At 65.4% G+C, this 23,394-nt stretch carries 23 protein-coding genes; 18 read left to right on the top strand and 5 right to left on the bottom strand.

The genetic code is table 11. The features are described 5' to 3' along the window. Nucleotides 1-62 precede the first annotated feature (62 nt). Genes purS through RFA01S_RS27715 form a run of 5 tightly spaced genes read left to right on the top strand, consistent with a single transcriptional unit; the run spans nucleotide 63 to nucleotide 1,709 of the window. The gene (gene purS / locus RFA01S_RS09720) at nucleotides 63-299 is read left to right on the top strand and encodes a phosphoribosylformylglycinamidine synthase subunit PurS (protein ID WP_032371340.1); all 237 of its coding nucleotides are present in this window, start codon (nucleotides 63-65) and stop codon (nucleotides 297-299) included. Continuing rightward, nucleotides 296-973 carry a phosphoribosylformylglycinamidine synthase subunit PurQ gene (purQ, locus tag RFA01S_RS09725; protein ID WP_027495839.1) on the top strand — a complete coding sequence of 226 codons (678 nt, stop codon included), beginning with the start codon at nucleotides 296-298 and terminating at the stop codon, nucleotides 971-973. The genes purS and purQ overlap by 4 nt, the downstream gene beginning before the upstream one ends. 34 nt (nucleotides 974-1,007) lie before the next feature. Beyond that, nucleotides 1,008-1,358, top strand: coding sequence for a VOC family protein (locus tag RFA01S_RS09730; protein WP_032407661.1), 351 nt, complete (start codon nucleotides 1,008-1,010; stop codon nucleotides 1,356-1,358). Between the two features lie 7 nt (nucleotides 1,359-1,365). Next, nucleotides 1,366-1,551, top strand: coding sequence for a hypothetical protein (locus tag RFA01S_RS09735; RefSeq protein WP_032407660.1), 186 nt, complete (start codon nucleotides 1,366-1,368; stop codon nucleotides 1,549-1,551). Continuing rightward, the gene (locus RFA01S_RS27715; protein WP_155288495.1) at nucleotides 1,548-1,709 is read left to right on the top strand and encodes a hypothetical protein; all 162 of its coding nucleotides are present in this window, start codon (nucleotides 1,548-1,550) and stop codon (nucleotides 1,707-1,709) included. The genes RFA01S_RS09735 and RFA01S_RS27715 overlap by 4 nt, the downstream gene beginning before the upstream one ends. Before the next feature lie 25 nt (nucleotides 1,710-1,734). On the opposite strand, the gene RFA01S_RS09740 is transcribed toward RFA01S_RS27715, so the two are convergent. Further along, on the bottom strand, nucleotides 1,735-2,562 hold the full coding sequence (locus tag RFA01S_RS09740; protein ID WP_174557233.1) for a hypothetical protein: 828 nt from the start codon (nucleotides 2,560-2,562) through the stop codon (nucleotides 1,735-1,737). Between the two features lie 118 nt (nucleotides 2,563-2,680). Here RFA01S_RS09740 and RFA01S_RS09745 point away from each other — a divergent pair, with 118 nt between their 5' ends. Beyond that, a complete protein-coding gene (locus tag RFA01S_RS09745) occupies nucleotides 2,681-3,955 on the top strand; it encodes a M18 family aminopeptidase (protein ID WP_032407728.1) in 1,275 nt (424 codons plus the stop codon). A 292-nt stretch (nucleotides 3,956-4,247) separates the two neighbouring features. Here RFA01S_RS09745 and RFA01S_RS09750 read toward each other — a convergent pair whose 3' ends face one another. Further along, nucleotides 4,248-5,012 (bottom strand): nucleoside phosphorylase, encoded by a 765-nt coding sequence (locus RFA01S_RS09750; RefSeq protein ID WP_230597351.1) that lies wholly within the window; start codon nucleotides 5,010-5,012, stop codon nucleotides 4,248-4,250. A 103-nt stretch (nucleotides 5,013-5,115) separates the two neighbouring features. On the opposite strand from RFA01S_RS09750, the gene purL reads away from it, so the two are divergent. The 10 genes from purL (at nucleotide 5,116) to purM (ending at nucleotide 18,588) form a co-directional block, all read left to right on the top strand. Beyond that, a complete protein-coding gene (gene purL / locus RFA01S_RS09755) occupies nucleotides 5,116-7,407 on the top strand; it encodes a phosphoribosylformylglycinamidine synthase subunit PurL (protein ID WP_032407659.1) in 2,292 nt (763 codons plus the stop codon). 131 nt (nucleotides 7,408-7,538) lie between these two features. Next, a complete protein-coding gene (locus RFA01S_RS09760; RefSeq protein WP_238325137.1) occupies nucleotides 7,539-9,215 on the top strand; it encodes an alpha/beta hydrolase in 1,677 nt (558 codons plus the stop codon). Between the two features lie 41 nt (nucleotides 9,216-9,256). Then, a complete protein-coding gene (locus RFA01S_RS09765) occupies nucleotides 9,257-9,838 on the top strand; it encodes a CPBP family intramembrane glutamic endopeptidase (protein WP_032407727.1) in 582 nt (193 codons plus the stop codon). Nucleotides 9,839-9,844: 6 nt separating this feature from the next. Then, nucleotides 9,845-10,231, top strand: a complete 387-nt coding sequence (locus RFA01S_RS09770; RefSeq protein ID WP_032373762.1) for a sterol carrier family protein — start codon at nucleotides 9,845-9,847, stop codon at nucleotides 10,229-10,231. Nucleotides 10,232-10,355: 124 nt separating this feature from the next. Further along, nucleotides 10,356-11,918 (top strand): amidophosphoribosyltransferase, encoded by a 1,563-nt coding sequence (gene purF, locus RFA01S_RS09775; protein ID WP_032367510.1) that lies wholly within the window; start codon nucleotides 10,356-10,358, stop codon nucleotides 11,916-11,918. A 139-nt stretch (nucleotides 11,919-12,057) separates the two neighbouring features. Further along, the gene (locus RFA01S_RS09780) at nucleotides 12,058-13,701 is read left to right on the top strand and encodes an ABC transporter substrate-binding protein (RefSeq protein WP_045842145.1); all 1,644 of its coding nucleotides are present in this window, start codon (nucleotides 12,058-12,060) and stop codon (nucleotides 13,699-13,701) included. A 96-nt stretch (nucleotides 13,702-13,797) separates the two neighbouring features. Beyond that, on the top strand, nucleotides 13,798-14,793 hold the full coding sequence (locus RFA01S_RS09785; RefSeq protein ID WP_032407726.1) for an ABC transporter permease: 996 nt from the start codon (nucleotides 13,798-13,800) through the stop codon (nucleotides 14,791-14,793). Beyond that, nucleotides 14,793-15,761, top strand: a complete 969-nt coding sequence (locus RFA01S_RS09790) for an ABC transporter permease (RefSeq protein WP_032367489.1) — start codon at nucleotides 14,793-14,795, stop codon at nucleotides 15,759-15,761. The genes RFA01S_RS09785 and RFA01S_RS09790 overlap by 1 nt, the downstream gene beginning before the upstream one ends. Then, nucleotides 15,758-17,395: an ABC transporter ATP-binding protein gene (locus RFA01S_RS28400; RefSeq protein WP_032407657.1), complete on the top strand. Its 1,638-nt coding sequence runs from the start codon at nucleotides 15,758-15,760 to the stop codon at nucleotides 17,393-17,395. The genes RFA01S_RS09790 and RFA01S_RS28400 overlap by 4 nt, the downstream gene beginning before the upstream one ends. Nucleotides 17,396-17,487: 92 nt before the next feature. Next, nucleotides 17,488-18,588, top strand: coding sequence for a phosphoribosylformylglycinamidine cyclo-ligase (purM, locus tag RFA01S_RS09800; protein ID WP_027495851.1), 1,101 nt, complete (start codon nucleotides 17,488-17,490; stop codon nucleotides 18,586-18,588). 74 nt (nucleotides 18,589-18,662) lie between these two features. Here the strand turns inward: purM and RFA01S_RS09805 are convergent, their stop codons facing one another. The 3 genes from RFA01S_RS09805 to ygfZ form a co-directional block, all read right to left on the bottom strand. After that, nucleotides 18,663-18,860: a DUF3073 domain-containing protein gene (locus RFA01S_RS09805; protein WP_072692062.1), complete on the bottom strand. Its 198-nt coding sequence runs from the start codon at nucleotides 18,858-18,860 to the stop codon at nucleotides 18,663-18,665. A 248-nt stretch (nucleotides 18,861-19,108) separates the two neighbouring features. After that, entirely contained in the window at nucleotides 19,109-19,747 is a 639-nt protein-coding gene (locus tag RFA01S_RS09810) for an MOSC domain-containing protein (protein ID WP_032407656.1), read from the bottom strand. Next, the gene (gene ygfZ / locus RFA01S_RS09815; protein ID WP_032400972.1) at nucleotides 19,744-20,865 is read right to left on the bottom strand and encodes a CAF17-like 4Fe-4S cluster assembly/insertion protein YgfZ; all 1,122 of its coding nucleotides are present in this window, start codon (nucleotides 20,863-20,865) and stop codon (nucleotides 19,744-19,746) included. Before ygfZ ends, RFA01S_RS09810 begins: the two co-directional genes overlap by 4 nt. Before the next feature lie 45 nt (nucleotides 20,866-20,910). Here ygfZ and RFA01S_RS09820 point away from each other — a divergent pair, with 45 nt between their 5' ends. Both RFA01S_RS09820 and RFA01S_RS09825 read left to right on the top strand, forming a co-directional pair. Continuing rightward, nucleotides 20,911-21,777, top strand: coding sequence for an aminodeoxychorismate lyase (locus RFA01S_RS09820; protein ID WP_032407655.1), 867 nt, complete (start codon nucleotides 20,911-20,913; stop codon nucleotides 21,775-21,777). 131 nt (nucleotides 21,778-21,908) lie between these two features. Continuing rightward, nucleotides 21,909-23,393, top strand: a complete 1,485-nt coding sequence (locus tag RFA01S_RS09825) for a cytochrome ubiquinol oxidase subunit I (RefSeq protein WP_032407725.1) — start codon at nucleotides 21,909-21,911, stop codon at nucleotides 23,391-23,393. The last annotated feature ends 1 nt before the right edge of the window (nucleotide 23,394 follow it).

A 23,394-nucleotide genomic window follows, 5' to 3' on the forward strand; every position in this document is an offset into this window, starting at 1 on the left:
GGCTGCGTAGACTCCCAGCTGCCGGTAACTGTCTTGCTGTACGTATTTCAAGGAGCGCTTTCGTGGCCCGAGTCGTAGTCGATGTCATGCCCAAGGCCGAGATTCTCGATCCGCAGGGTCAGGCCATCGCAGGTGCGCTGGGCCGGCTGGGAATCTCCGGTGTGTCCGATGTGCGTCAGGGCAAGCGCTTCGAGCTGGAGATCGACGATTCCGTCGACGACGCCGAACTCGAGAAGATTGCCGAATCGCTGCTCGCCAACACGGTGATCGAGGACTGGAAAGTGACCCGCATCTCATGAGCGCCCGCGTAGGAGTCATCACGTTCCCCGGAACTCTCGACGACGTCGACGCATCCCGCGCCGTGACTCTCGCCGGCGGCGAGGCCGTCAGCCTGTGGCACGCCGACGCCGATCTGAAGAACGTCGACGCCATCGTCGTCCCCGGCGGATTCTCGTACGGCGACTATCTGCGGGCCGGTGCGATCGCCCGCTTCGCTCCCGTGATGGAGTCCGTCGTCAAGGCGGCAGAGGGCGGGATGCCGATCCTGGGTATCTGCAACGGTTTTCAGGTGTTGTGCGAGGTCGGACTGCTTCCCGGAGCGTTGACGCGCAACGAGGGCCTGCATTTCGTGTGCCGCGACCAGTGGTTGAAGGTCGAGAATGCCGGCACGGCATGGTCGTCGCGATACGAGCAGGATGCCGAGATCCTGATTCCGGTCAAGAACGCCGAGGGCCGATTCCAGGCATCGCAGAGCGTGCTCGACGAGCTCGAAGGTGAAGGCCGCGTCGTGTTCCGCTACAGCGGGAGCAACCCCAACGGGTCGCAGCGCGGTATCGCCGGAATCTCGTCGGCAAACGGTCGGATCGTCGGCCTGATGCCCCACCCCGAGCACGCCACCGAGCCGTTGACCGGCCCGAGCGACGACGGGCTCGGCATCTTCTACTCGGCACTGGACGCGATCGTCAACGCCTGATCTTCGTGTCGGTGGGTGGGTCTAATCTTCCGCCATGACACTGACCCTGGGCATGATCACGTCCGATTCCACCGACCCGGGCCCGCTCGCTCGCTGGTGGGCCTCACAGGTCGACGGATCGATCGTCGAGGAGAACGACGGCTGGTTCTACGTCGTTGCACTCGCTTCGGCCCCGTATCGACTGGCCTTCCAGAAGGTCGGCGACCCGACGCCGGGTAAGAATCGCGTCCACCTCGACATGACCGCCGAGAACCTCGACGACGAGGTCTCTCGGCTGGTCGAGTCGGGTGCGACCGAGATCCAGCAGCACACCATGGGTGACTTTCGCTGGGTGACGCTGAGCGATCCCGACGGCAACGTGTTCTGCGTATCCGGGGCGCACTGAGCAGGGGATGCCCGCCCAATCGTGGGTCACCCTCGTCGTCGGCGTTCTGGCCGTCGTCGGGGTCGCTCTCATCACCAGCACCGAACGCAAGGTGCTGCTGGCCGTTGCGGACCGGTCTGCACGTCGCGCACTGGCGCAACCGCGCGAAACCGAGGACACTGACGGCGAGAGCGAGCAGGAGGACCTGCGATGACCACCACCGACGAACGCAACATCAAAGCACCACGGCCAACGGTCGCCGCTGCCGCTGCCCGCGCGTACATCACCATGGCCGAACGCGATCATCAACCCGTACCCGACTGGATTCGCGACGCTGCAGCGGGACGACCGACCACTCCGCCGCCCGAATAGCGGGTCTGTCGGCATGTGATCGCAGTCAGGCCGCGCGTGCGCGTAGTTCGGTCAACGCTGAGGTGAAGATACCCGTAGGCCCGTGCGTCACGTCGCAATACTCGCCGTCTCGCCAGAAGAACACCGAGCGCGACAGTGGGCTCGGTGTATCGCGAGAGAACACGTCGGCCAGCTCGGCGAGTGCGGTGGCTGCCGCGACTGCGTCGTCGGCGTCGCGGGGCCGATGAAAGGCGAATTCGTACGCGTTGGGGACGGCGAAGAGTACGCCGTACAGGCATTCGCCCAGATGCGACGAAATCAACGTGGTCATATCGGCGATCTTCGACGCAAGATAGATCGAATCGCCGTCGAGCACCTCGATGCAGACCCCCTCGCGTTCGAGCAACTGCGCTCCCTCGAACTCGATCGCCGCAGTGTTCTTGCGACCCGCAGCCCACGCAGCGTCGATGTCGCGCCCCTCGAAGTGACTGTCGGACAACGTCAGAGCTCGATTCGGAGACGACAGATTCAACACCCGCCTCGGCGCATCGGGTGCCGCGAGCAGGGGAACCGAATAACTGTACGAACCCATCGATTCCAACACGCACGGCGCGACGACGCGTTCACGGAGTTTCGAATGGAACTCATCGTCGGACAGGCCTGCGATGAACGCCGGAGCGGACTCGCGCATCGCCTCGATCATGACCTGGACATGGCCACCGATGATGCTGTCCCACGCCGACCGGGGCGCACCCGAGCAGCGGGCGAACACGTTGTCGAGCGGGAAGCGTGCACCCGACTCCGCACCGAGCGTGGTCGCATCCTCACGGTGCACCACCATTCCGCGGGTACGAAATGCTTCGATCGTTTTCATTCGTACGATGGCGAGTGTGGTTGCGTGAGCGACGTGTTGGTTCGGTGTCGGCTCGATCTTCATGTTTCTCCCCCGGTCGGTGTGTGCTCTCGGGGTGTTCGACGCGGCGGCTGACACAATGGTTCCCATGTCGTCCTCTGCCTCTGCTGCCGGTCTCTGCAACTTCGTCGACGTCTCGCCGTCCCCGTTTCATGTGTGTCGGACGGTGTCGGTGCAGCTCGAGGACGCCGGATTCGTGCGTCTGGACGAGACCGATGCCTGGCCGACGGAAGCGGGCCGCTACTACCTGATCCGCGGCGGCTCACTCGTTGCCTGGAGCACCGAGCGTGAGGGCCCCTTCCGCATCGTCGGCGGACACACCGACAGTCCCAATCTCCGGGTGAAGCAGCATCCCGATCTCGAATCGGCGGGTTGGCAGATGGTCGGCCTGGAGCCGTACGGTGGTGCCTGGCTGAACTCCTGGCTCGACCGCGATCTGGGCATCTCCGGCCGGCTCAGCGTGCGTGACGGCAACACCGCCCGCGAGGTACTCGTCAAGGTGGACGAGCCGATCCTTCGCGTTCCGCAGCTGGCGATCCACCTGTCCGAGGACCGCAAAGGCGTGACGCTCGATCCGCAGCGGCACGTCAATGCCATTTGGGGAGTGGGTAATTCGCCACGGTCCTTCGTCTCCTACGTCGCCGAGCGAGAAGGCGTCGATCCCGGTTCGGTGCTGGGCTGGGAACTGATGACACACGACCTGGCACCCAGCGCGGTGGTAGGCGTCGAATCCGAGTTCATCAGTGCGCCGCGTCTGGACAACCAGGGCACCTGTTACGCCGGAACGCAGGCTTTGCTTGCGGCAGTGGAGAATCCGACCGACGTCACTCCGGTGCTGGCGCTGTTCGACCACGAGGAAGTCGGTAGTATGTCCGACCGCGGCGCGTTCTCGGACCTGCTCAACACCGTGCTCGAACGCATCGTGCTCGGACGCGGCGGCGGCCGTGAGGAATTCCTGCGCACGATGGCCGGATCCATCTGTGCTTCGGGCGATATGGCGCACGCGACACACCCGAACTACCCGGATCGCCACGAGCCCGCCCATCGCATCGAACTCGGCGGCGGACCGGTACTCAAGGTCAACCAAAACCTGCGCTACGCAACCGATTCCGCCGGTGCCGGTGCATTCGCACTGGCCTGCGAGCAAGCCGACGTACCGTTGCAGCGCTACGTCCATCGCGCGGATCTACCGTGCGGATCGACCATCGGACCGATCACCGCGTCGCGCACCGGGTTGTCGACGGTCGACGTCGGCGCAGCGCAACTCGCCATGCACTCGTCCCGAGAGTTGATGGGAGCCGGCGACGTGAAGGCATACGCCGACGCGTTGGCGGCTTTCCTCGCCCCTGCCTGAGCCAGATCGGCGTCGCAAACGCGCGCGCAATTGTCAGGTGCGCGCGGATTCGTGCCCGATTCCGGGGCTGTTTCGCTCGCGTTCGGCAAACGCGCGCGCGTTTGCGAGATCCGGGGGCGGACGTCGAATGTTGGTGAGCCTTGGACCGCGAAGCTCGTGATCATCGTTCGGCAATCGCAAACGCGCGCGCATTCGTCAGGTGCGCGGAGTTTCGTGCCCGATTCCGGGGCAATTCGGCTCGCGTCTGGCAAACGCGAGCGCGTTTGCGAGATCAGGGGGGTGGGCCGAAGACCTAGACCGGATCGAGTTGCAGGCAGGCGTCGGCAGCGAGCCAGAACAATTGTTCGCGCACCGTGGTTGCCTTGGTCCAGCCGCGGTGATCCCAGTCGGCGGCCAGGGAGTCTCCCGCGTACAGCAGTTGCGCGAATCGGACTCCACGGAATCGGGCGACTGCGCAGAAGGCCGACGCCTCCATGTCGACCGTTCGGCAGCCTTCCTCGACGCGGCGCGAGACTCGGCCGCGGGTCTCGCGGTAGAGCGCATCGGTGGTCCAGGAGCGGCCGGTGACGAAGTCGATGCCGGCGTCGGTGAGTACCGATTGGAGTACGGCGACGCCTGCGGGATCGGCGTCGACCACTCGACCGGGTGGCAGGTAGTGGAACGAGGTGCCTTCGTCGCGCAGGGCGCTGTCGACGACCATGACGTGTCCCATGCCCAGGTCGTCGGACAGCGCCCCGGCACCGCCGACGGCGACGAACTGTGTGCAGCCCATGGCGATGGCTTCTTCGAGGAACAGTGCGGCCAGTGGCGCGCCGACGCCGGGATGGAAGACGGCAAGTTTCTGTCCGCCTCGTTCGATCTCGTAGACGGGGTGTTCGCCGTGCTCGGAGCGCATGATCGACACCACGCGGGCGTCGCCTTTCGCGCAGATGCTCTCGATCACTTCGGCGAAGAAACAGACGACGGCTTTCGGCGGTACGTCGACTCCCTTGGCCACCATCGACGGGTCGATGACGCCCGTTTCGTCCAGATCGTCCTCGGTCAGTGCAATGTCCATCAGGTGATGTTCGCACGAGGCCGATACGTCCGATGCCGTACATGTCGGCGGCACCTTATAGACTCTCCCTGGCATTTCGCTCCATCGAAGGGACCTATTCCTCGTGTCCGCTAGCTCTGTACCCACAGATACTGTCTCGAACGCCGTCGCCACCCCCGACGTTGCGCAGCCGTACAAGGAACTCGGACTCAAGGACGACGAATACGTCCGCATCAAGGAAATCCTCGGTCGTCGGCCCACGGACGCCGAATTGGCGATGTACTCCGTCATGTGGAGCGAGCACTGCTCGTACAAGTCCTCGAAGGTGCATCTGAAGTACTTCGGCGAGACCACCACCGACGAGATGCGCAAGCCGATGCTCGCCGGTATCGGCGAGAACGCGGGCGTCGTCGACGTCGGCGACGGCTGGGCCGTCACGTTCAAGGTCGAGAGCCACAATCACCCGTCGTACGTCGAGCCCTACCAGGGTGCGGCGACGGGCGTCGGCGGCATCGTCCGCGACATCATGGCCATGGGCGCTCGCCCGATCGCCGTCATGGACCAGCTGCGATTCGGCGCTGCCGATGCACCCGATACGCGCCGTGTCCTGAGCGGCATCGTCGCAGGCGTCGGTGGGTACGGAAACTCCCTCGGCCTACCGAACATCGGCGGCGAGACGGTGTTCGACGCCTCCTACGCCGGTAACCCTCTGCTCAACGCCCTGTGTGCCGGCGTCATGCGGGTCGAGGACATGCATCTCGCGTTCGCGTCGGGCCTGGGTAACAAGATCATTCTGTTCGGTGCACGAACGGGTCTCGACGGCATCGGTGGCGTGTCCGTGCTCGCGTCGGAGACCTTCGACGGTGACGAGACCGGTGGGGGCCGCAAGAAGCTTCCCGCGGTTCAGGTGGGCGATCCGTTCACCGAGAAGGTGCTCATCGAAGCCTGCCTCGAGTTGTACTCGAACAAGCTCGTCGTCGGCATCCAGGACCTCGGTGGTGCCGGGTTGTCCTGCGCCACATCGGAACTCGCGTCCGCCGGCAGTGGTGGCATGCACATCGAGCTCGACAAGGTGCCGATGCGCGCCACCGGCATGACTCCGGCCGAGGTGCTCTCGAGCGAATCCCAGGAGCGCATGTGCGCCGTGGTGACCCCCGAGAACGTCGACGCATTCATGGCCGTCTGCAAGAAGTGGGACGTCCTGGCCACGGTCATCGGTGAGGTCACCGACGGCGAGCACCTCCAGATCACCTGGCACGGCGATACCGTCGTCGATGTACCGCCGAAAACCGTTGCGCACGAAGGCCCGGTGTACAACCGTCCGGTGCAGCGCCCGGACACCCAGGACGCGTTGATCGCGAACAGCACGGCGTCGCTGAAGCGTCCGGAAACCGCGGACGAGCTGAAGGCCACTCTGCTGAAGATGATCGGCTCGCCGCAGCTGTGCAGCCGCCGATTCATCACCGAGCAGTACGACCGCTACGTCCGCGGCAACACCGTGCTGGCCGAGAACGCCGATGCAGGCGTGATCCGCATCGACGAGAAGACCGGTCGCGGAATCGCTTTGGCCACCGACGCGTCGGGCCGCTACACCGCACTCGACCCGTACCAGGGCGCGCAGCTGGCTCTGGCCGAGGCGTTCCGCAACGTCGCGGTCACCGGTGCCACTCCCAAGGCCGTCACCAACTGCCTGAACTTCGGTTCTCCGGAGGACCCGGGTGTCATGTGGCAGTTCCAGCAGGCCGTACGCGGTTTGGCGGACGGGTGCGTCACCCTCGGGATCCCGGTCACCGGCGGCAACGTCAGCTTCTACAACCAGACCGGTGCCGAGCCGATCCTGCCGACCCCCGTGGTCGGAGTACTGGGCGTCATCGACGACGTCCATCGCCGCATCCCGACGGGACTCGGCCTCGAGCCCGGCGAGACACTCATCCTGCTGGGGGAGACCCACGACGAGTTCGACGGGTCCATCTGGGCGCAGGTCGAGCACGATCACCTCGGCGGCGTTCCGCCGAAGGTCGATCTCGCTCGGGAGCAGTTGTTGGCAGACATCCTGCTCGCATCCTCCCGCGACGGCCTGGTCTCGGCTGCCCACGACCTGTCCGAGGGTGGTCTCGCTCAGGCCGTCGTCGAGGCAGCCTTGGCCGGCGAAACCGGTTGCCGCATCATCGTTCCCGAAGGCGCAGACCCGTTCGTGACCTTGTTCTCCGAATCCTCCGGCCGGGTGCTGGTCGCCGTGCCGCGCACCGAGGAGACCCGGTTCACCGGCATGTGCACCGCACGCGGACTTCCGTTGGCGCGAGTGGGCGTCGTCGACGAGGGCTCGGATTCGATCGAGGTCCAGGGGCAGTTCTCCGTGCCGATGACGGAACTGCGGGAGACGTTCGAGAGCACTCTTCCCAGACTCTTCGGCTGACCGAGGTGGGGGGACAGGTATCGGAGCGTCGAAGGGGGACCGAGCCCACACTCGAGCAGGATCAGCATCATCGGTATCACTTTCCGACGGTGGAGTTCTCGGCTCCGTCGCCGGAGAAGCATCCGTTCGTCATGTGGTCGTGGGGCCTGCTGCGTCTTGACTTCACCGGAATCGCGTTCAGCGCGTTGTTCTTCTGCTGGTCGCTGACGCCGTCGCTGCTGCCTCGTGGATGGCTGTTCCAAGGCATCATCGGCGGCATCAACTCGGCTATCGGGTACGCCTTCGGGGTGGCCGTGGGATGGGCGGTGACGCGTTGGTGGCTGTCGTCGCGTTCGTGGTGGCCATTGCCGCGCAAGGTCGAACTTGCAGTCAAGGTGGTCGTACTCGTCCTCGCTGTCGCTGCGTCGATGATCATGCTGGCGGTCTCGGCGCAGTGGCAGCGTGAACTCGCCGCGCTCATGGACGCGGAGGGGACCACCACGACGGGGTACCTCCGCACCGGAGCGTTGAGCATTGCCATTGCCGCACTGCTCATCTCGATCTCGCGGGTGCTGCGCGACGTCGTCCGATTGCTCGCCCGTCAGATCAATCGCATCGTGAAGATGCCACGCGAGGTGGCCAACGCACTCGGCGTGATCGTCCTGGTGGTGCTGGTCGTCGCCCTGGTTCAGGGTGTGCTGCTGCGTGCGGTCTCCGAGGTGACCAACTCGGTGTTCAGTCTGCAGAACAACGAAACGCGAGAGGGCACAGAACAACCCGTCGCCGATGAGAGGTCGGGTAGCCCGAACTCGTTGGCACCGTGGGACACACTCGGATTCGAGGGCCGCAACTTCGTCTCCAGCGGCCTGCGAGCCGACGAGATGGAACGGGCTACCGGACGTCCGAGCCTCGAACCCATTCGGGCCTACGCCGGACTGGAAACCGCTGAGACTCAGGACGAACGACTCGACATTGTTGTCGCCGAACTCGAACGCACCGGCGCGTTCCGGCGCAAAGCGCTCATCGTCGTGCCGACCACCGGCACCGGATGGGTCAACCCCACCGCCGTCGAGGCCGAGGAGCTGATGTTCGACGGCGATGTCGCCACCGTCGCCTCCCAGTACTCGTATCTGCCGAGTTGGATCTCGTTCATCGCCGAGGGCGACAAAGCCGCCCAGGCAGGCAAGGCGCTGATCGACAAGGTGCACGACCGGTGGCTGCAGGAGCCGGAGGCCACCCGTCCCAAGTTCTACGTCTACGGCGAAAGTCTGGGGACGAAGTCCGGTGAAGGTGCGTTCGACGGGTTGGCGGACATCCGCGCCACCACCGACGGCGTCCTGTGGGTGGGTCCGCCGAACGACAACCGCATCTGGAGTCAGTTCGTCAGCAGGCGTGATCCGGGCAGCCCCGAGGTTCGGCCGGTGTACTCCGAGGGCCTGACGGTTCGCTTCGCCGACAATTCGTCGGGCATCCCGCCGGAGGATCAGCCCTGGTACGCCCCGCGCATCCTGTACGTCCAGCATGCGTCGGATCCGGTGGTCTGGTGGTCACCCGACCTGCTGTTCGAGCGTCCGGACTGGCTGTCCGAGCCGCCGGGGCCGGACCGACTGCCGAGCATGCGGTGGTTCCCGGTGGTGACCTTCTGGCAGGTGGCAGCGGACCTGACCAACGCCGCGGGCGTCCCCGACGGCCACGGTCACAACTACGGAACCCTCGTGCTCGACGGCTGGGTGGCCGTCGCCGCCCCCGAGGGGTGGACCGACCGCGACACCGAACGAGTGCGCGGCGTCATGGAGCAATTCGCCGGACGTGACGGTCCCGAGAAGTGAGAACCGCTCTGGCAACCGGAGTGGAGCCTGCGGAACGACCCATTCTGACCGGACTCGTGACAACGGCGTGGAGCACTTACGTGCTGCCTGCGGCCGGGCTCGGAGCCCGCGGGCGGGCAGTGGCCAACGCGTCGTTCGCCGTCGCTGTGGCTGCGGTGTCGGGATCGAATGCCGAACGGCTGGGCCTGCGTAATTCCGCATCCGGGCTCAAATGGGGTGCGGCTGCGGCAGCGATACCCGTCCTGGGGTCTGCGGTGGTGGCCGCCGTACCCGCACTGCGTCGGCGCGTCCGACCGTCCGAGGACGATCTCGCCGAATGGGTGCTGTTTCGAATTCCGGTGGGGACGGTGCTGACCGAGGAGTTGCTCTTCCGCGGTGTGCTCGACGCTGAATCGCCTGCCCTGTCGCCGGTCTTCTTCGGACTGTGGCACATTCGTCCCGCCCGCACCGCCGGGGATTCGGTAGCCGGGACCGTTGCCGCGACGACCGTCGCCGGGGTGGTGTTCTCGTGGCTGCGGGCACGCAGCGGCAGTGTGCTCGCCCCTGCTGCGCTGCACTACGCACTCAACGCGAGCGGTGCCGTGTTGGCGCATCTCGCGGCGACCGAACGTGAGAGGAGCTGACCGGAGATGCCACCGCACAAGGAGGTCGGTCCCGCCGAGGTGCGCGAGGCCGTTCTGGCCGTCGCGGGCTGGATCCGAGGTGAGGCCGACAAGCCGCCACGCGCACAGATCGCCGCCGCCGTGCGCACCACGGCCAGGACTCTCGGTCAGAACGCACCGGGGTCGTCGGTGGAGGTGCGGGTGCCGCCGTTCGTCGCGGTGCAGTGCATCGTCGGGCCCCGGCACACCAGAGGAACCCCGCCGAACGTCGTCGAAACCGATGCTCTGACATGGCTTCAGGTGGCTACCGGGACCCGGGATTTCGCCGAGGCGCTCGGCGACGGCTCGATCGACGCGTCCGGCAGCCGGGCCGTCGAGGTGGGTCGTTGGTTGCCGTTGCTGACCATCACCTGACCGCCGGATTTCAGCGGCCGTTCGGCCGTCGGGAATCTCCTGGACACACGATGCGTTGTGTCAGCCCGTGTGCCCGTAGACTGGGCACGGCCCCCCGCCCCGGACCCCCTAGGGAGCAATGCCCGTGACCAACGCCGATTTGTCGGTCGACAGTCCGAATCTTCTGGTAGGCAAACCCATCGACGAGCCGGAGAACGAGCCGCGCGAAGAGTGTGGAGTGTTCGGTGTGTGGGCACCGGGCGAGGACGTGGCCAAGCTCTCGTACTACGGCCTCTACGCACTGCAGCACCGTGGTCAGGAAGCCGCAGGCATCGCGGTGTCCGACGGCTCCCAGGTGCTCGTGTTCAAGGATCTCGGCCTGGTCAGTCAGGTGTTCGACGAGCAGACGCTCGGCGCGATGCCCGGGCACGTCGCCATCGGTCATTGCCGTTACTCCACGAGTGGTTCGGTGACGTGGGAGAACGCGCAGCCGATCTTCCGTACCACCACTGCCGGTACCGGTATCGCGCTCGGGCACAACGGCAATCTGGTGAACTTCGCCGAACTCGCCACCAAGGCTCGCGATGCGGGCCTGATCAGCGATCGATTGCAGGGCAACGGGACGTCGGATTCCGATGTCGTGACGGCACTGCTGGCGCACAAGGCCGCCGACTGCACCATCGAGCAGGCGGCCATGGAATTGCTGCCCCTGCTCAAAGGCGCGTTCTGCCTGACCTTCATGGACGAGCACACCCTCTACGCCGCGCGTGATCCGCACGGCGTACGGCCGCTGTGCCTCGGTCGCCTCGATCGCGGCTGGGTCGTCGCCAGCGAGACCGCAGCACTCGACATCGTCGGTGCGGCGTTCGTCCGCGACATCGAGCCCGGCGAACTGTTGGCGATCGACGCCGACGGCGTTCGGTCCTCGCGTTTCGCTGCCCCCGAGCCCAAGGGCTGCGTGTTCGAGTACGTCTATCTCGCACGGCCCGACAGCGTCATCGGCGGTCGCTCGGTGCACTCGACTCGGGTGGAAATCGGACGTCGTCTCGCCAAGGAGCATCCGGCCGAGGGTGATCTGGTCATCCCGGTGCCCGAGAGCGGAACTCCGGCAGCCGTGGGCTTCGCCCAGGGCTCGGGAATCCCGTACGGCCAGGGGCTCATGAAGAACGCGTACGTGGGCCGCACGTTCATTCAACCGTCGCAGACCATTCGCCAGCTCGGTATCCGGCTCAAGCTCAACCCTCTCAAAGAGGTCATTCGCGGCAAAAGGCTCGTGGTGGTGGATGATTCGATCGTTCGCGGCAACACGCAGCGGGCGCTGATCAGGATGCTGCGCGAGGCCGGCGCCCTCGAGATCCACGTACGTATCGCGTCCCCGCCGGTGCGGTGGCCCTGTTTCTACGGCATCGACTTCGCTTCTCCCGCAGAGCTGATCGCCAACGGCGTCGATTCCGAGGACGGAATCCTCGAAGGCGTCCGGCAGGCCATCGGTGCCGACTCGCTGGGCTACATCTCCATCGACGGCATGATCGCGGCGTCGGAGCAGCCCGAATCGCGCTTGTGTGCAGCATGTTTCACCGGGAAGTACCCCATCGATCTGCCCGCGGACAATGCACTAGGCAAGCACGTGCTCGAGGGTCTGCTGGCGTCGGCCGCTGGGCAACCGGTGGACAACGACGCGAATGTGAGCGCTCTCAGCCGTCCTTGACCTGGTCTTTTCCGTTAGGGAACAGCAGGGTTTTCTCAATGCCACATATTGGAAACAGTCCATCGGTACTGTCCCGAGTTACATAGGACACACCGATTGGATAGAGGCTCAGATGACCCTGTCGCCCGACGACGGACGCATGCAGCGCTACAGCGCCGCATCACGAACGGCTGTGCGTAAGCACGGCAAGAAGACCGCCGCAGTGGCCGCACTGTCGGTACTCGCACTGACCGCCGCAGCGTGCGGCTCGGGACGCACCGACGCCGGTGGATCCGGCGACGGCGGCGGCGGTGAGACCATCACGGTCGGCACCACGGACCAAGTAACCTCGCTCGACCCGGCCGGCTCGTACGACAACGGATCGTTCATGGTGATGAACCAGACGTATCCCTTCTTGATGAACTTCGCTCCCGGCAGCTCCGAGCTCGAGCCCGATGCGGCCGAGAGCTGCGATTTCGCGGAGCCGACCGTCTACAAGTGCACGCTCAAGGACGACCTGAAGTTCGCCAACGGCAATCCGCTGACGAGCGAGAGCGTCAAGTTCTCGTTCGACCGCATCGTCGCGATCAACGATCCGAACGGACCTGCGTCGCTGCTGACCAATCTCGACAGCATCGCGACACCGGACGAGAAGACCGTCGAGTTCACCCTCAAAGCGGCCAACGATCAGACGTTCCCGCAGATCCTCGCGACACCCGCGGGCCCGATCGTCGACCAGACAGTATTCCCGGCCGACAAGGTGCTCGACGACGACGCAGTGGTTGCGGGCAAGCCGTTCGCCGGCCCGTACTCCATCTCCAGCTATGGCAAGAACTCACTCGTCAGCTTCGTGGCCAACGGGGACTACAACGGCATTCTCGGCACCCCGAAGACGTCGTCGGTCAACGTGAAGTACTACACCAGCTCCGACAACCTCAAGCTCGATGTGCAGAACAAGGCCATCGATGTGGCATGGCGCTCCCTCACCCCGACCGACGTCGAATCGCTGGGAGCCGTCGACGGCCTGACGGTGCACGAGGGCCCCGGCGGCGAGTCCCGCTACATGGTCTTCAACATGAACACGATGCCCGGCAACACCCCCGAGCAGAAGTTGGCCGTACGCAAGGCGATTGCTGCCTCGGTCGATCGCCAGGCGCTCTCCGACGGCGTCTACAAGGGCACCTACACCCCGCTGTACTCCGTGGTGCCGACCGGTCTGGAGGGTTCGAACAAGGCCTTCTCCGACGTCTACGGTGAGACCCCCAACAAAGACGAGGCTGCCGGGTTCCTCTCGGCCGCAGGCGTGGCCACTCCGATCCAGCTCAACCTGCAGTACAACCCGGATCACTACGGCTCGAGCTCGAGCGAGGAGTACGCCGCGATCAAGAGTCAGCTCGACGCGACGGGCTTGTTCAATGTGAACCTGCAGTCCACCGAGTGGAGCACCTACACCAAGGAACGCGTCGCCGACGCGTACCCGGTCTACCAGCTCGGCTGGTTCCCGGACTACCCCGATGCAGACAACTACCTGACGCCGTTCTTCGGGCCGGACAACTTCCTCCAGTCGCATTTCGAGAACCCGGAGATCACGTCACTGCTCGACCTCGAGCGCACGACGGCCGACGAGAACGCACGGATGCAGATCATCGGACAGATTCAGACCGAGCTCGCGACCAACTACCTGCCGACCCTTCCGCTGTTGGAGGGCAAGCAGATCGCCGTCGCCACCGATGAGATCAGCGGTGTGGACGAGACCCTCGACGCCTCGTTCAAGTTCCGCTTCGTCACTCTCGCCAAGAGCTGACCGGTGCCCGCTACCGCACAGACGCCGGTAGGGGAGAAGAAAGCGCAGCAGGCGAGCGCGCCGTCACGATACGGCGCGCTCGCCCGCTATCTCGGGATCAGGTTTCTGTTGATCATCCCGACTGCCTGGATTCTCGTCACCGTCGTCTTCTTTCTCATGCGTGTGATCGGTGACCCGATCACCGCCGCCCTCGGCGGTCGACTACCCGCCGAACAGATCGCCCAGCGCAAGGCCGAGGCCGGATACGACCGGCCGATCCTGACGCAGTACTGGGAGTACCTGACCGGGTTGTTGCGCGGCGACTTCGGCCGCTCCGCCACCGACAATCGCGCGATCAGTGACGTCCTGCTCGTCAACGGTGCTGCCACACTGGAATTGGCGTTCTGGGCGCTGCTCGTCGCGTTCGCGGTCGGCATCCCGCTCGGGTTCTACGCCGCCACCCATCGCGACCGGTTCGGTGATGCGTCGCTGCGAATCTTCGCGATCCTGGCGTACGCGGCCCCGGTATTCTTCGTCGGCATGCTGCTCAAGCTGCTGTTCGCCGTCAAGCTCGGCTGGCTGCCGGTCGCCGGGCGGGCCAGTACCAATGTTGAACTGGCACTGCAGAACGTCTCCCCGAAGACGAACATTCTGATCATCGACTCGTTCCTGTACGGCGACACCGGTTACACCGTCGACGTGCTCGAGCACGCGGTTCTGCCCGCTCTTGCGCTCGGCCTGCTGACGGCCGGTGTGTTCCTGCGATTGGTGCGAGTCAACCTGATTCAGACGTTGCAGGCGCCGTTCGTCGACGCCGCCCGCGCGCGCGGGTTAAGCGAGGGCACGGTGACGAGGCGATATGCGTTCCGCAACGCCATGATTCCCATCGTCACCGTCATCGGACTGCAGATCGCCGTCCTCCTCGGCGGTGCCGTACTCACCGAGACGACCTTCGAGTGGCAAGGACTGGGCTACGAACTCGCCCGTTATCTGCAGGCCCGCGATTTCGTTGCCGTGCAAGGCATCGTGACGTTCCTGGCCGTGGTGGTCGCCGTCGTCAGCTTCGTCACCGACGCGATCGTCGCCCTCATCGACCCGAGAGTGAGGTTCTGATGAGCACCGAAGTCGTGCTGTCCGACGTTCCTCCCACCCGTCCGCACCGCAGAGGGTTCCCCGGCGTCGCGTTCGTGAAGTCCACCTCGGGATTGCAGCGGGTCACGCTCATCGTCGGGTTGGCGCTGATGGTGGGGTTCGTGATCGCGGCGCTGTTCGCGCCGATTCTCGCGCCGTACGGTTTCTCGCAGACCAGTGACGCCGGTGCGGATTTCGCCCGCCAAGCCGCGCCGTCCGCGGATCACTGGTTCGGTACCTCGGTTCGCGGTGAGGACGTGTTCTCGCGGGTGATCTACGGTGCCAGAACCGCATTGATGGTCATCGCCTCGTCGCTGGTGCTGTCCCTGATCATCGGCGTTCCCCTCGGTCTGGCCTCGGGTTACATCGGCCGCTGGTTCGACCGGGTGCTCGTGCTGTTCATGGACGCGATGTACGCATTCCCGTCTCTGCTTCTCGCCGTGGTCATCTCGATCGTCGTGGCAGGCGGTCAGTCGTCGAGTTTCGGCGGTATCGCCTCCGCGGCCATTGCCATCACGGCGATCTTCGTGCCTCAGTACTTTCGGGTGGTCCGCAACGCGACGGTGGCCGTCAAGACCGAACCGTACGTCGACGCCGCGCGGGTGACCGGAGCCGGCACGCCGCGAATTCTGTTCCGGCACATACTCGCCAACGTGGTGCAGACACTGCCGGTCATCATCACGCTCAACGGAGCCGAGGCCATCCTCACCCTCGCCGGGCTCGGCTTCCTCGGGTTCGGGATCGAGCCGACCTCCGCCTCGGAGTGGGGATACGACATCAACAAGGCCCTACCGGACATCTCCAACGGCATCTGGTGGACGTCGGTGTTCCCGGGCCTGGGCATCGTGCTGGTGGTCCTCGGTCTGACCATGGTCGGTGAAAGTGCAAGCGAGACACTCAATCCGCTGCTGCGGACCCGCAAGAAGTTCAAGAAGGCGGTGAAGGTATGACATCGAGTGTCGTGACTCCACGCGAGTCCGCATTGTCGGTGCAGTCGTTGTCCGTTTCGTTCGTCACCGATGCCGGCGAAGTCGATGCCGTCACCGAGGTCTCGTTCGAGATCTTTCCCGGTGAAGTTCTCGCTGTGGTGGGGGAGTCGGGGTCGGGTAAGTCCGTCAGTGTGCGCTCCGCCATCGGGTTGCTGCCCGATACCGCGCGGGTCGACGGGCACGTGGTTCTCGGCGGGCAGGACGTCACCACGCTGAACGACAAGGCGTGGGCGAGGCTGCGGGGCAACAAGATCTCGATGGTGTTCCAGGAACCGGGCAGTGCTCTCGATCCGCTGTTCACCATCGGGTATCAGATCGTCGAAGCACTCCGGGCCCACACTCCTGACGACGGTAGACGGATGTCGGCAAAGGATGCCAAGGCCCGGGCCGTCGAGTTGCTGACGATGGTGGGTCTGCCCAATCCCGAGCAGCGCTTCTCGTATTATCCGCACGAGCTCTCGGGTGGGCAGAAGCAACGCGTCATGATCGCGATCGCCATCTCGTGTGAGGCGAAAGTCATCATCGCCGACGAGCCGACCACCGCCCTCGACGTCACTGTGCAGGCCGAGATCCTCGAGCTGCTGCGCGATCTCAAAGACCGGCTCGGGTGCGCCATCGTGCTGATCACCCACAGCATGGGCGTCGTGTCCGATCTGGCGGACCGCGTCGTCGTCATGCAGAACGGCCGAGTCGTCGAGGAAGCGCCGGTGGCACAGCTGTTCGACGCCCCCGAAGACGAGTACACCAAAAAGCTGCTGGCCGCGGTGCCGACCCTTGCTGCAGTGGAGTCGGACAAGACCGTCGACACGTCGGGCGAGCCGGTACTCGAGGTCTCGCAGCTGGTGGTGCAGTTCTCCGGTGGGGTCGGCTCCTCGGCATTCCGAGCGGTCGACGACGTCTCGCTGACCATCCACCGCGGCGAAACCCTCGGTCTGGTGGGCGAATCGGGCTCGGGTAAGTCGACGATCGGCAGGTGCGTTGCAGCGCTCCAGAAGCCGACCAGCGGCAGCGTGACGGTGATGGGACAGAACATTGCCGGCGTGAGCGAGCGCAAGCTCAAGCCCTTGCGCAAGCGATTCGGCTTCGTCTTCCAGGACCCGTCGGCGTCGCTGAATCCGCGGCTCACCGTCGGACAGTGCATCGCCGAGCCGATGATCGTGCACAAGTACGGCTCCAAGGATGCGATCGCGGCCAGGACCACCGAGCTGCTCGACGCCGTGCAACTTCCGTCCGGCACCGACAAGCGTTACCCGCACGAGCTGTCCGGTGGGCAACGGCAACGCGTCAGCCTGGCGCGGGCACTGGTGCTGGGACCGGATCTGGTGGTCGCGGACGAGCCGACCAGTGCGCTCGACGTCTCGGTCCAGGCGGCCGTGCTCGACCTGTTCGAGGCGCTGCAGCAGGAGTTCGGTTTCGCCTGCCTGTTCATCAGCCACGATCTGGCGGTGGTCGATCGCGTCGCACATCGAGTAGTGGTGCTGCGGGGCGGCCAGGTCGTCGAGCAGGGCACGCCGTGGAAGATTCTGCGCTCGCCGGAGGAGGAGTACACGAAGAAGCTGTTGGCCGCCATCCCGGGCAAGCGGCTGCACACGTGAATTCTTCCCGCCAGCGGGCACTCCGGTACCGTTAGGGCGCTATCTGCGCCGCTACGGGCGCTGACATGAACGAGTACACAGGCTGGAGCCGAATGACCGAGGAATCCCAACCCACGAGCGCAACTCACTCGGGCGGTGCCTCCTACGCGGCGGCCGGGGTCGATATCGCCGCAGGAGACCGAGCAGTTCAACTGTTCGCGCCACTCGCCAAGAAGGCCAGCAGGCCCGAGGTCATGGGCGGTCTCGGTGGTTTCGCCGGTCTGTTCGCGCTCAAGGGCGACTACCGCGAGCCGGTCCTGGCTGCCTCGACCGACGGAGTCGGCACGAAGGTCGCCGTCGCCCAGGCCCTCGGCAAGCACGACACCCTGGGTCTCGACCTCGTGGCCATGGTCGTCGACGATCTGGTCGTGTGCGGAGCCGAGCCGCTGTTCCTGCAGGACTACATCGCCGTCGGCCGTGTCGTACCCGAGCAGGTCGCGGAACTGGTCAAGGGCATCGCCGAGGGCTGCATCATCGCCGGTTGTGCGTTGCTCGGCGGCGAGACGGCCGAACACCCGGGGCTGATGGCCGACGGTGACTACGACCTTTCTGCCACCGGCATCGGCGTCGTGGAGGCGGACTCGATCCTCGGACCCGAGCGCGTTCGTCCCGGCGACGTCGTCATCGGCATGGGATCGTCCGGTCTGCATTCCAACGGCTACTCGCTCGCTCGCAAGGTGCTGCTCGAGATCAACCACATGGATCTCGGCGGACACGTCGAGGAGTTCGGCCGCACACTCGGCGAAGAACTGCTCGAGCCGACGAAGATCTACGCCAAGGACTGCCTCGCACTCGCGGCCGAGACCGACGTGCGTACGTTCTGCCACGTGACGGGCGGCGGACTCGCCAACAACCTCTCGCGCGTCATGCCCGAGGGTCTCGTGGCCGAACTCGATCGGACCACGTGGAGCCCGGCCCCGATCTTCTCCCTCATCGCGCAGCGCGGACGCGTCGAGCGGGCCGAGATGGAGCAGACGTTCAACATGGGTGTCGGCATGGTCGCGATCGTCGCCCCCGAGGACGTCGATCGTGCTCTGGCAGTACTGACTGCACGGCACATCGACTGCTGGACTCTCGGCACGGTCAAGAAGGCTGCGGGCAAGGACGTCGCCGACGAGCGCGCGCTGCTGCTGGGTAATCACCCGAGGTTCTGACCGGCCGGTCACACGACGAACAAGTGAGGGGGAGCCGCGGTGCGGCTCCCCCTCAGTCGTTCAATGCACAGTTTCTAGCGTCGCCAGTCCTCGTACTCGTCTTCCTCGACTCGGGAATGCACATCCGAGTCAGAGTGGATGCCGCCACGATGGGAGTTGGACGAACCACCGGAGAGCTCTCTTTGCAGACTCTCCAAGTCCGTTGTCGGCGAGCTGTACTTGAGCTCACGAGCGACCTTTGTCTGCTTTGCCTTAGCCCTGCCTCGGCCCATGGCGGTGCCCCCTCGCGGACTTGCGGGGCGGCCTGGGGAAATTTGGCGGCCCCGTTAGAGTTGGTATTTCTTCCTGGCACACACTCTAGCGCGCGAATCGCCGCGATGCGCATACGGCACCACGTGTCGATGCCGGGCCCCGCGGCGCGACACGCCCGGGGCAGGGGTCCGCGCTGCCTGTACCTGGGCATATCCGTGCTCAGGCGAACTATATTCGCGCTACGACACGAAAACAGTAGTGCTGCGCGTCATGGCCTCCGCGACGATTTCAGCGCCGCCGCCGCGTCGCGGTACACCTTCGGTGCCAATCCGGGCTCGTCCAGAAGAGTCTGCATCGCCGCGGCGTCCCGCCCCTCGAAGAGCATCCGCACCGTCACCGCGTGCCCAGGAACCGATTCGACCGTCACCGAATCACCGGCGGCGAAGACCCCGGGCTCGAGCACTCGGAAGTAAGCGCCTACATCTCCCTGGGCCGTGAACCGGCGAACCCACCCCGGCTCGCCCATCCACCGCGCGAACGTGCCGCAGGGCTTGCGTGCGATGGTTGCCTCCAGTGTCACCGTGCCGATGCGCCACCGCGTCCCGATCACCGCGTCGGTCACCGGGACGCCGCTGGTTCGCAGATTCTCGCCGAACCGTCCTGGCTCGACGGGCGCACCCAGCTGATCGGCCCAGTACCGGGCTTCTGCTTCGTCGTAGGCGTACACGGCTTGATCGAGACCACCGTGGAATTTGGAGTCGGAACAGTGGTCCCCGCCGATGCCGAGCTCGTGCACATCCACCGGGCCGAGCACGGGGCGCTTGTCGATGCCGCTGTCGACGACGCCGCGCCGCCCGAACGGGACGTCGGCATGCACCACGCAGACCGCCGAGACGGTCCCGGTCACCGGCCGCGAAGGCGATCGACGGCCGCGCGGCCGGCCTGCACGTCGTCGTACGAGGGGATGGAATCGGGGTCGATCGACGCCGCACACGGACCTGCCTCCAGGGCGGTGTCCACCGGAATTGTTCTCTTGACCAGCGCGAGGGCAACGGGCCCGAGCTCGAAGTGGTCGACAACGGTTCCCAGACGCCCCACCGCGCGGCCACCGGCGGTGACGGGGTCGCCGGTCACGGGCCGTCCATCTGCGGAACCGTCGAGATGCAGGAGTACCAGGTGACGCGGCGGTCGACCGAGATTGTGCACCCGCGAGACGGTCTCCTGCCCGCGATAGCACCCCTTCTCCAGGTGAACCGCGCCGAACTCGGCTGCGCTGCCGATCCATCGGACCTCGTGCGGAATGGTCTTCTCGTCGGTGTCCACGCCCACCCGCGGTCGCACCGATTCCACCCGCAACGCCTCGTACGCCCAGGTTCCGGCCGGGGCAGCACCGGCGTCGCGGAGGCGAAGGAACCAGTCGCTCAGGCCTGCTCGGGGGACGACGACGTCGTACGAGTTGGGGCCCGGCCAGGGCATTCGCCGGACGAAGCCGCCGCCGTCCACTGCCGACGCGCCGTAGATCTCGCTCGGAACCGGGAGGCCTGCCTTGTCGAGGATCGACGCTGCGTCGGATCCGAGGACGGAGAGAACGACGAGTTCGTCGGCCTCTCTGGGTTCGGCCTTGGCCCAGAAGACCATCTTCTTCAGGAACGACAGCAGATCCGGTCCCTGTGCGCGTTCGGTGTCGATGTAGGTGACCCCGCCCAGATCGGTCTGAACGAAGTGATGCTCGATGCGGCCGTTGACGTCCAGGCTGAGGTTTTCGGCCGAGCTGCCGTCGGGCAGATCCGACACGAGTTGGCTCGAGATCGTGTTCAGCCAGCTCGAGCGCTCGTCGCCGCTGATGGCAAGCACGAATCGGTGGGATCGATCGATGACGGCGGCTGCGCTGACGGCACTGCGTTGTTCGCCGAACGGATTGCCGTAGTGCCAGGCGACGCCGGCATCGACGCTGTCGTCGGGAGAGGGCACTGCGCCGGGGAGAGTGAGAAGAGGACTCGGGGTGATCGTCACAGGATCGGACACCACTCCATAGTAGGAGCACCCGGCCACAGCCTTTAGGGTGGCGGCATGTCGGAGTCGGTAGTGGTGACGTTGGACGGCCGAGTGCACGACGCGGATCGGCCGTTGCTGTTCGCCGACGATCTGGCTGCCGTGCGTGGTGACGGCGCGTTCGAGACGCTGCTGGTGCGTCACGGCTCGGCTTGCGGCGTCGAGCTGCACCTGGCGCGTCTGGCCGTGTCGGCGGCGGCCCTGGATCTTCCCGTCCCCGATTCGGATGCCTGGCGCGCAGTGATCGAGCAGTCGGTCGGCCTGTGGACGGAGAAATCCACCGACGAGGGCGTTCTGCGGTTGGTGCTGAGCCGTGGTCGTGAGGGCGGCGGCGATCCGACGGCGTTCGTGACGCTGGGGCCACTGCCGGGTCGAGTGCGCAACGCCCGGGAGAACGGGGTGTCGGTGATGACGCTCGATCGGGGCTACTCGGTCGACTTCTCCGCCGGTGCGCCGTGGCAGCTGGCAGGCGCGAAGACGTTGTCGTACGCGACCAACATGGCCGCGCTGCGCCACGCTGCCCGCCAGGGCGTGGACGACGTGATCTACCTCAGCAGCGAGGGCAGAGTGCTCGAGGGACCCCGGTCGACGGTGGTGGTGGCGCGCGGTAAGACTCTCGTCACACCGTCGGTCGAGCAGGGCATCCTGGCGGGCACCACTGTTGCCGCCCTGTTCTCGGTGGCCGAGGCGGCCGGGTGGACGTGCGAGCACGGACATCTGTATCCAGCGGATCTCATTGCAGCGGACGGTGTTTGGCTCGTTTCGAGCGTCACGCTCGCGGCGCGGGTGACATCGATGAACGGCGTCGTTCTGGGGCGGCCCAGCCGCGCGGACGAGGTGCCCGAGATGGTCGATCTCGCGGTGGAGACCGTCCGGATGCTCTGAGGGCCCAATGGCCCTGTCGAAAGACTCTTCCCTACTACTACTCGTAGTAGTACATTCGAATCAGTCGCGGGCCAATGCCCTGACCTGCGGTGTTGCCCGTCACAGCTCGGGTGGAAGAGTTCGGAGTATCGATGGACGCGTTGGATGTCTCGCGGTGGCAGTTCGGTATCACCACCGTTTATCACTTCATTCTCGTACCCCTCACCATCGGCCTCGCGCCGATGGTGGCGGCCATGCAGACCATGTGGGTGATCACCGGCAAGGATTCCTGGTATCGACTGACCAAGTTCTTCGGCAAGCTGTTCCTCATCAACTTCGCACTCGGCGTCGCAACGGGAATCGTGCAGGAGTTCCAGTTCGGAATGAACTGGAGCGAATACTCACGATTCGTCGGTGACGTGTTCGGTGCGCCCCTCGCACTCGAAGGGCTGGTCGCGTTCTTCCTCGAGTCCACGTTCCTCGGTCTGTGGATCTTCGGATGGAGCAGACTACCCAAACTCGTTCACCTGGCGACCATTTGGCTCGTCGCCATCGGCGTCAACGCCTCGGCCTTCTTCATCATCGCGGCCAACTCCTGGATGCAGCATCCCGTCGGCGCGATCTACAACGAAGAAACCGGCCGCGCCGAGCTGACCGATATCTGGGCGCTGCTCACCAACAACACTGCGCTGGCAGCATTTCCGCACGCGGTCGCAGGCGCATTCCTCACCGCCGCAACCTTCGTCGCAGGCATCTCCGGATGGTGGATGGTGCGCGAGGCGCGAAAGAAGAAGACCGAGAACGAGCTCGGCACACTCCCGGCCACCGACTCGCGCTCGATGTTCCGATCGGCAGCGCGCATGTCGTTCATCGTCATGATCGTTGCGGGTGGGGCGCTTGCCATCACCGGAGACATTCAGGGCAAGCTCATGTTCGAGCAGCAGCCGATGAAGATGGCCTCCGCAGAATCGTTGTGCGACACCGAAACCGGAGCCAGCTTCTCGCTCCTGACCGTGGGTACCCACAACAACTGCGAATCCGTGGTGCACCTCATTGCGATCCCCGGCCTCACGTCGTTCCTGGCGGAGAACGACTTCGGTGCCACCGTGCAGGGCGTCAACCAACTACAGGATCAGTACGAGCAGCAGTTCGGACCGGGCAACTACAAGCCCAACCTGTTCGTCACCTACTGGGCGTTCCGGATGATGATCGGTCTGGCCGCAGGCTCCGCGCTGCTCGCTGTCGCCGGACTGTGGGTCACCCGAGGTGGCCGGATTCCCGACCAGAAGTGGTTCTCCTGGCTGTCACTGCTGGCCATTCCGACGCCGTTCCTGGCCAACAGCGCCGGCTGGATCTTCACCGAAATGGGGCGTCAGCCATGGGTTGTCGCGCCCAACCTCTCGGGAGTCGATCAGATCCGGCTCACCGTCGACCAAGGCGTCTCCGACCATCCCGTCGGCCTCGTCGTCGCCTCCCTGGTGACGTTCACACTGCTGTACGCCGCTCTCGGAGGCGTCTGGTTCTACCTGCTCCGGCGCTACGTCATCGAAGGACCTCTCGACCACGACGCGCACCCGCACGTCGACCCACCGGAATCGGAAGACGATGAGCCCAAGCAGCTCTCGTTCGCGTACTAGG

The organism is Rhodococcoides fascians NBRC 12155 = LMG 3623 (assembly GCF_001894785.1).
GTDB lineage: Bacteria > Actinomycetota > Actinomycetes > Mycobacteriales > Mycobacteriaceae > Rhodococcoides > Rhodococcoides fascians.

Excerpts from the sequence above, each read along its gene's own strand:
- purQ (WP_027495839.1), top strand. The coding sequence starts at position 296 with ATGAGCGCCCGCGTAGGAGTCATCACGTTCCCCGGAACTCTCGACGAC.
- RFA01S_RS09730 (WP_032407661.1), top strand. The coding sequence starts at position 1,008 with ATGACACTGACCCTGGGCATGATCACGTCCGATTCCACCGACCCGGGC.
- RFA01S_RS09735 (WP_032407660.1), top strand. The coding sequence starts at position 1,366 with ATGCCCGCCCAATCGTGGGTCACCCTCGTCGTCGGCGTTCTGGCCGTC.
- RFA01S_RS27715 (WP_155288495.1), top strand. The coding sequence starts at position 1,548 with ATGACCACCACCGACGAACGCAACATCAAAGCACCACGGCCAACGGTC.
- RFA01S_RS09740 (WP_174557233.1), bottom strand. The coding sequence starts at position 2,562 with ATGAAAACGATCGAAGCATTTCGTACCCGCGGAATGGTGGTGCACCGT.
- RFA01S_RS09745 (WP_032407728.1), top strand. The coding sequence starts at position 2,681 with ATGGTTCCCATGTCGTCCTCTGCCTCTGCTGCCGGTCTCTGCAACTTC.
- RFA01S_RS09750 (WP_230597351.1), bottom strand. The coding sequence starts at position 5,012 with ATGGACATTGCACTGACCGAGGACGATCTGGACGAAACGGGCGTCATC.
- RFA01S_RS09760 (WP_238325137.1), top strand. The coding sequence starts at position 7,539 with ATGTGGTCGTGGGGCCTGCTGCGTCTTGACTTCACCGGAATCGCGTTC.
- RFA01S_RS09770 (WP_032373762.1), top strand. The coding sequence starts at position 9,845 with ATGCCACCGCACAAGGAGGTCGGTCCCGCCGAGGTGCGCGAGGCCGTT.
- RFA01S_RS09780 (WP_045842145.1), top strand. The coding sequence starts at position 12,058 with ATGCAGCGCTACAGCGCCGCATCACGAACGGCTGTGCGTAAGCACGGC.
- RFA01S_RS09790 (WP_032367489.1), top strand. The coding sequence starts at position 14,793 with ATGAGCACCGAAGTCGTGCTGTCCGACGTTCCTCCCACCCGTCCGCAC.
- RFA01S_RS28400 (WP_032407657.1), top strand. The coding sequence starts at position 15,758 with ATGACATCGAGTGTCGTGACTCCACGCGAGTCCGCATTGTCGGTGCAG.
- purM (WP_027495851.1), top strand. The coding sequence starts at position 17,488 with ATGACCGAGGAATCCCAACCCACGAGCGCAACTCACTCGGGCGGTGCC.
- RFA01S_RS09805 (WP_072692062.1), bottom strand. The coding sequence starts at position 18,860 with ATGGGCCGAGGCAGGGCTAAGGCAAAGCAGACAAAGGTCGCTCGTGAG.
- RFA01S_RS09820 (WP_032407655.1), top strand. The coding sequence starts at position 20,911 with ATGTCGGAGTCGGTAGTGGTGACGTTGGACGGCCGAGTGCACGACGCG.
- RFA01S_RS09825 (WP_032407725.1), top strand. The coding sequence starts at position 21,909 with ATGGACGCGTTGGATGTCTCGCGGTGGCAGTTCGGTATCACCACCGTT.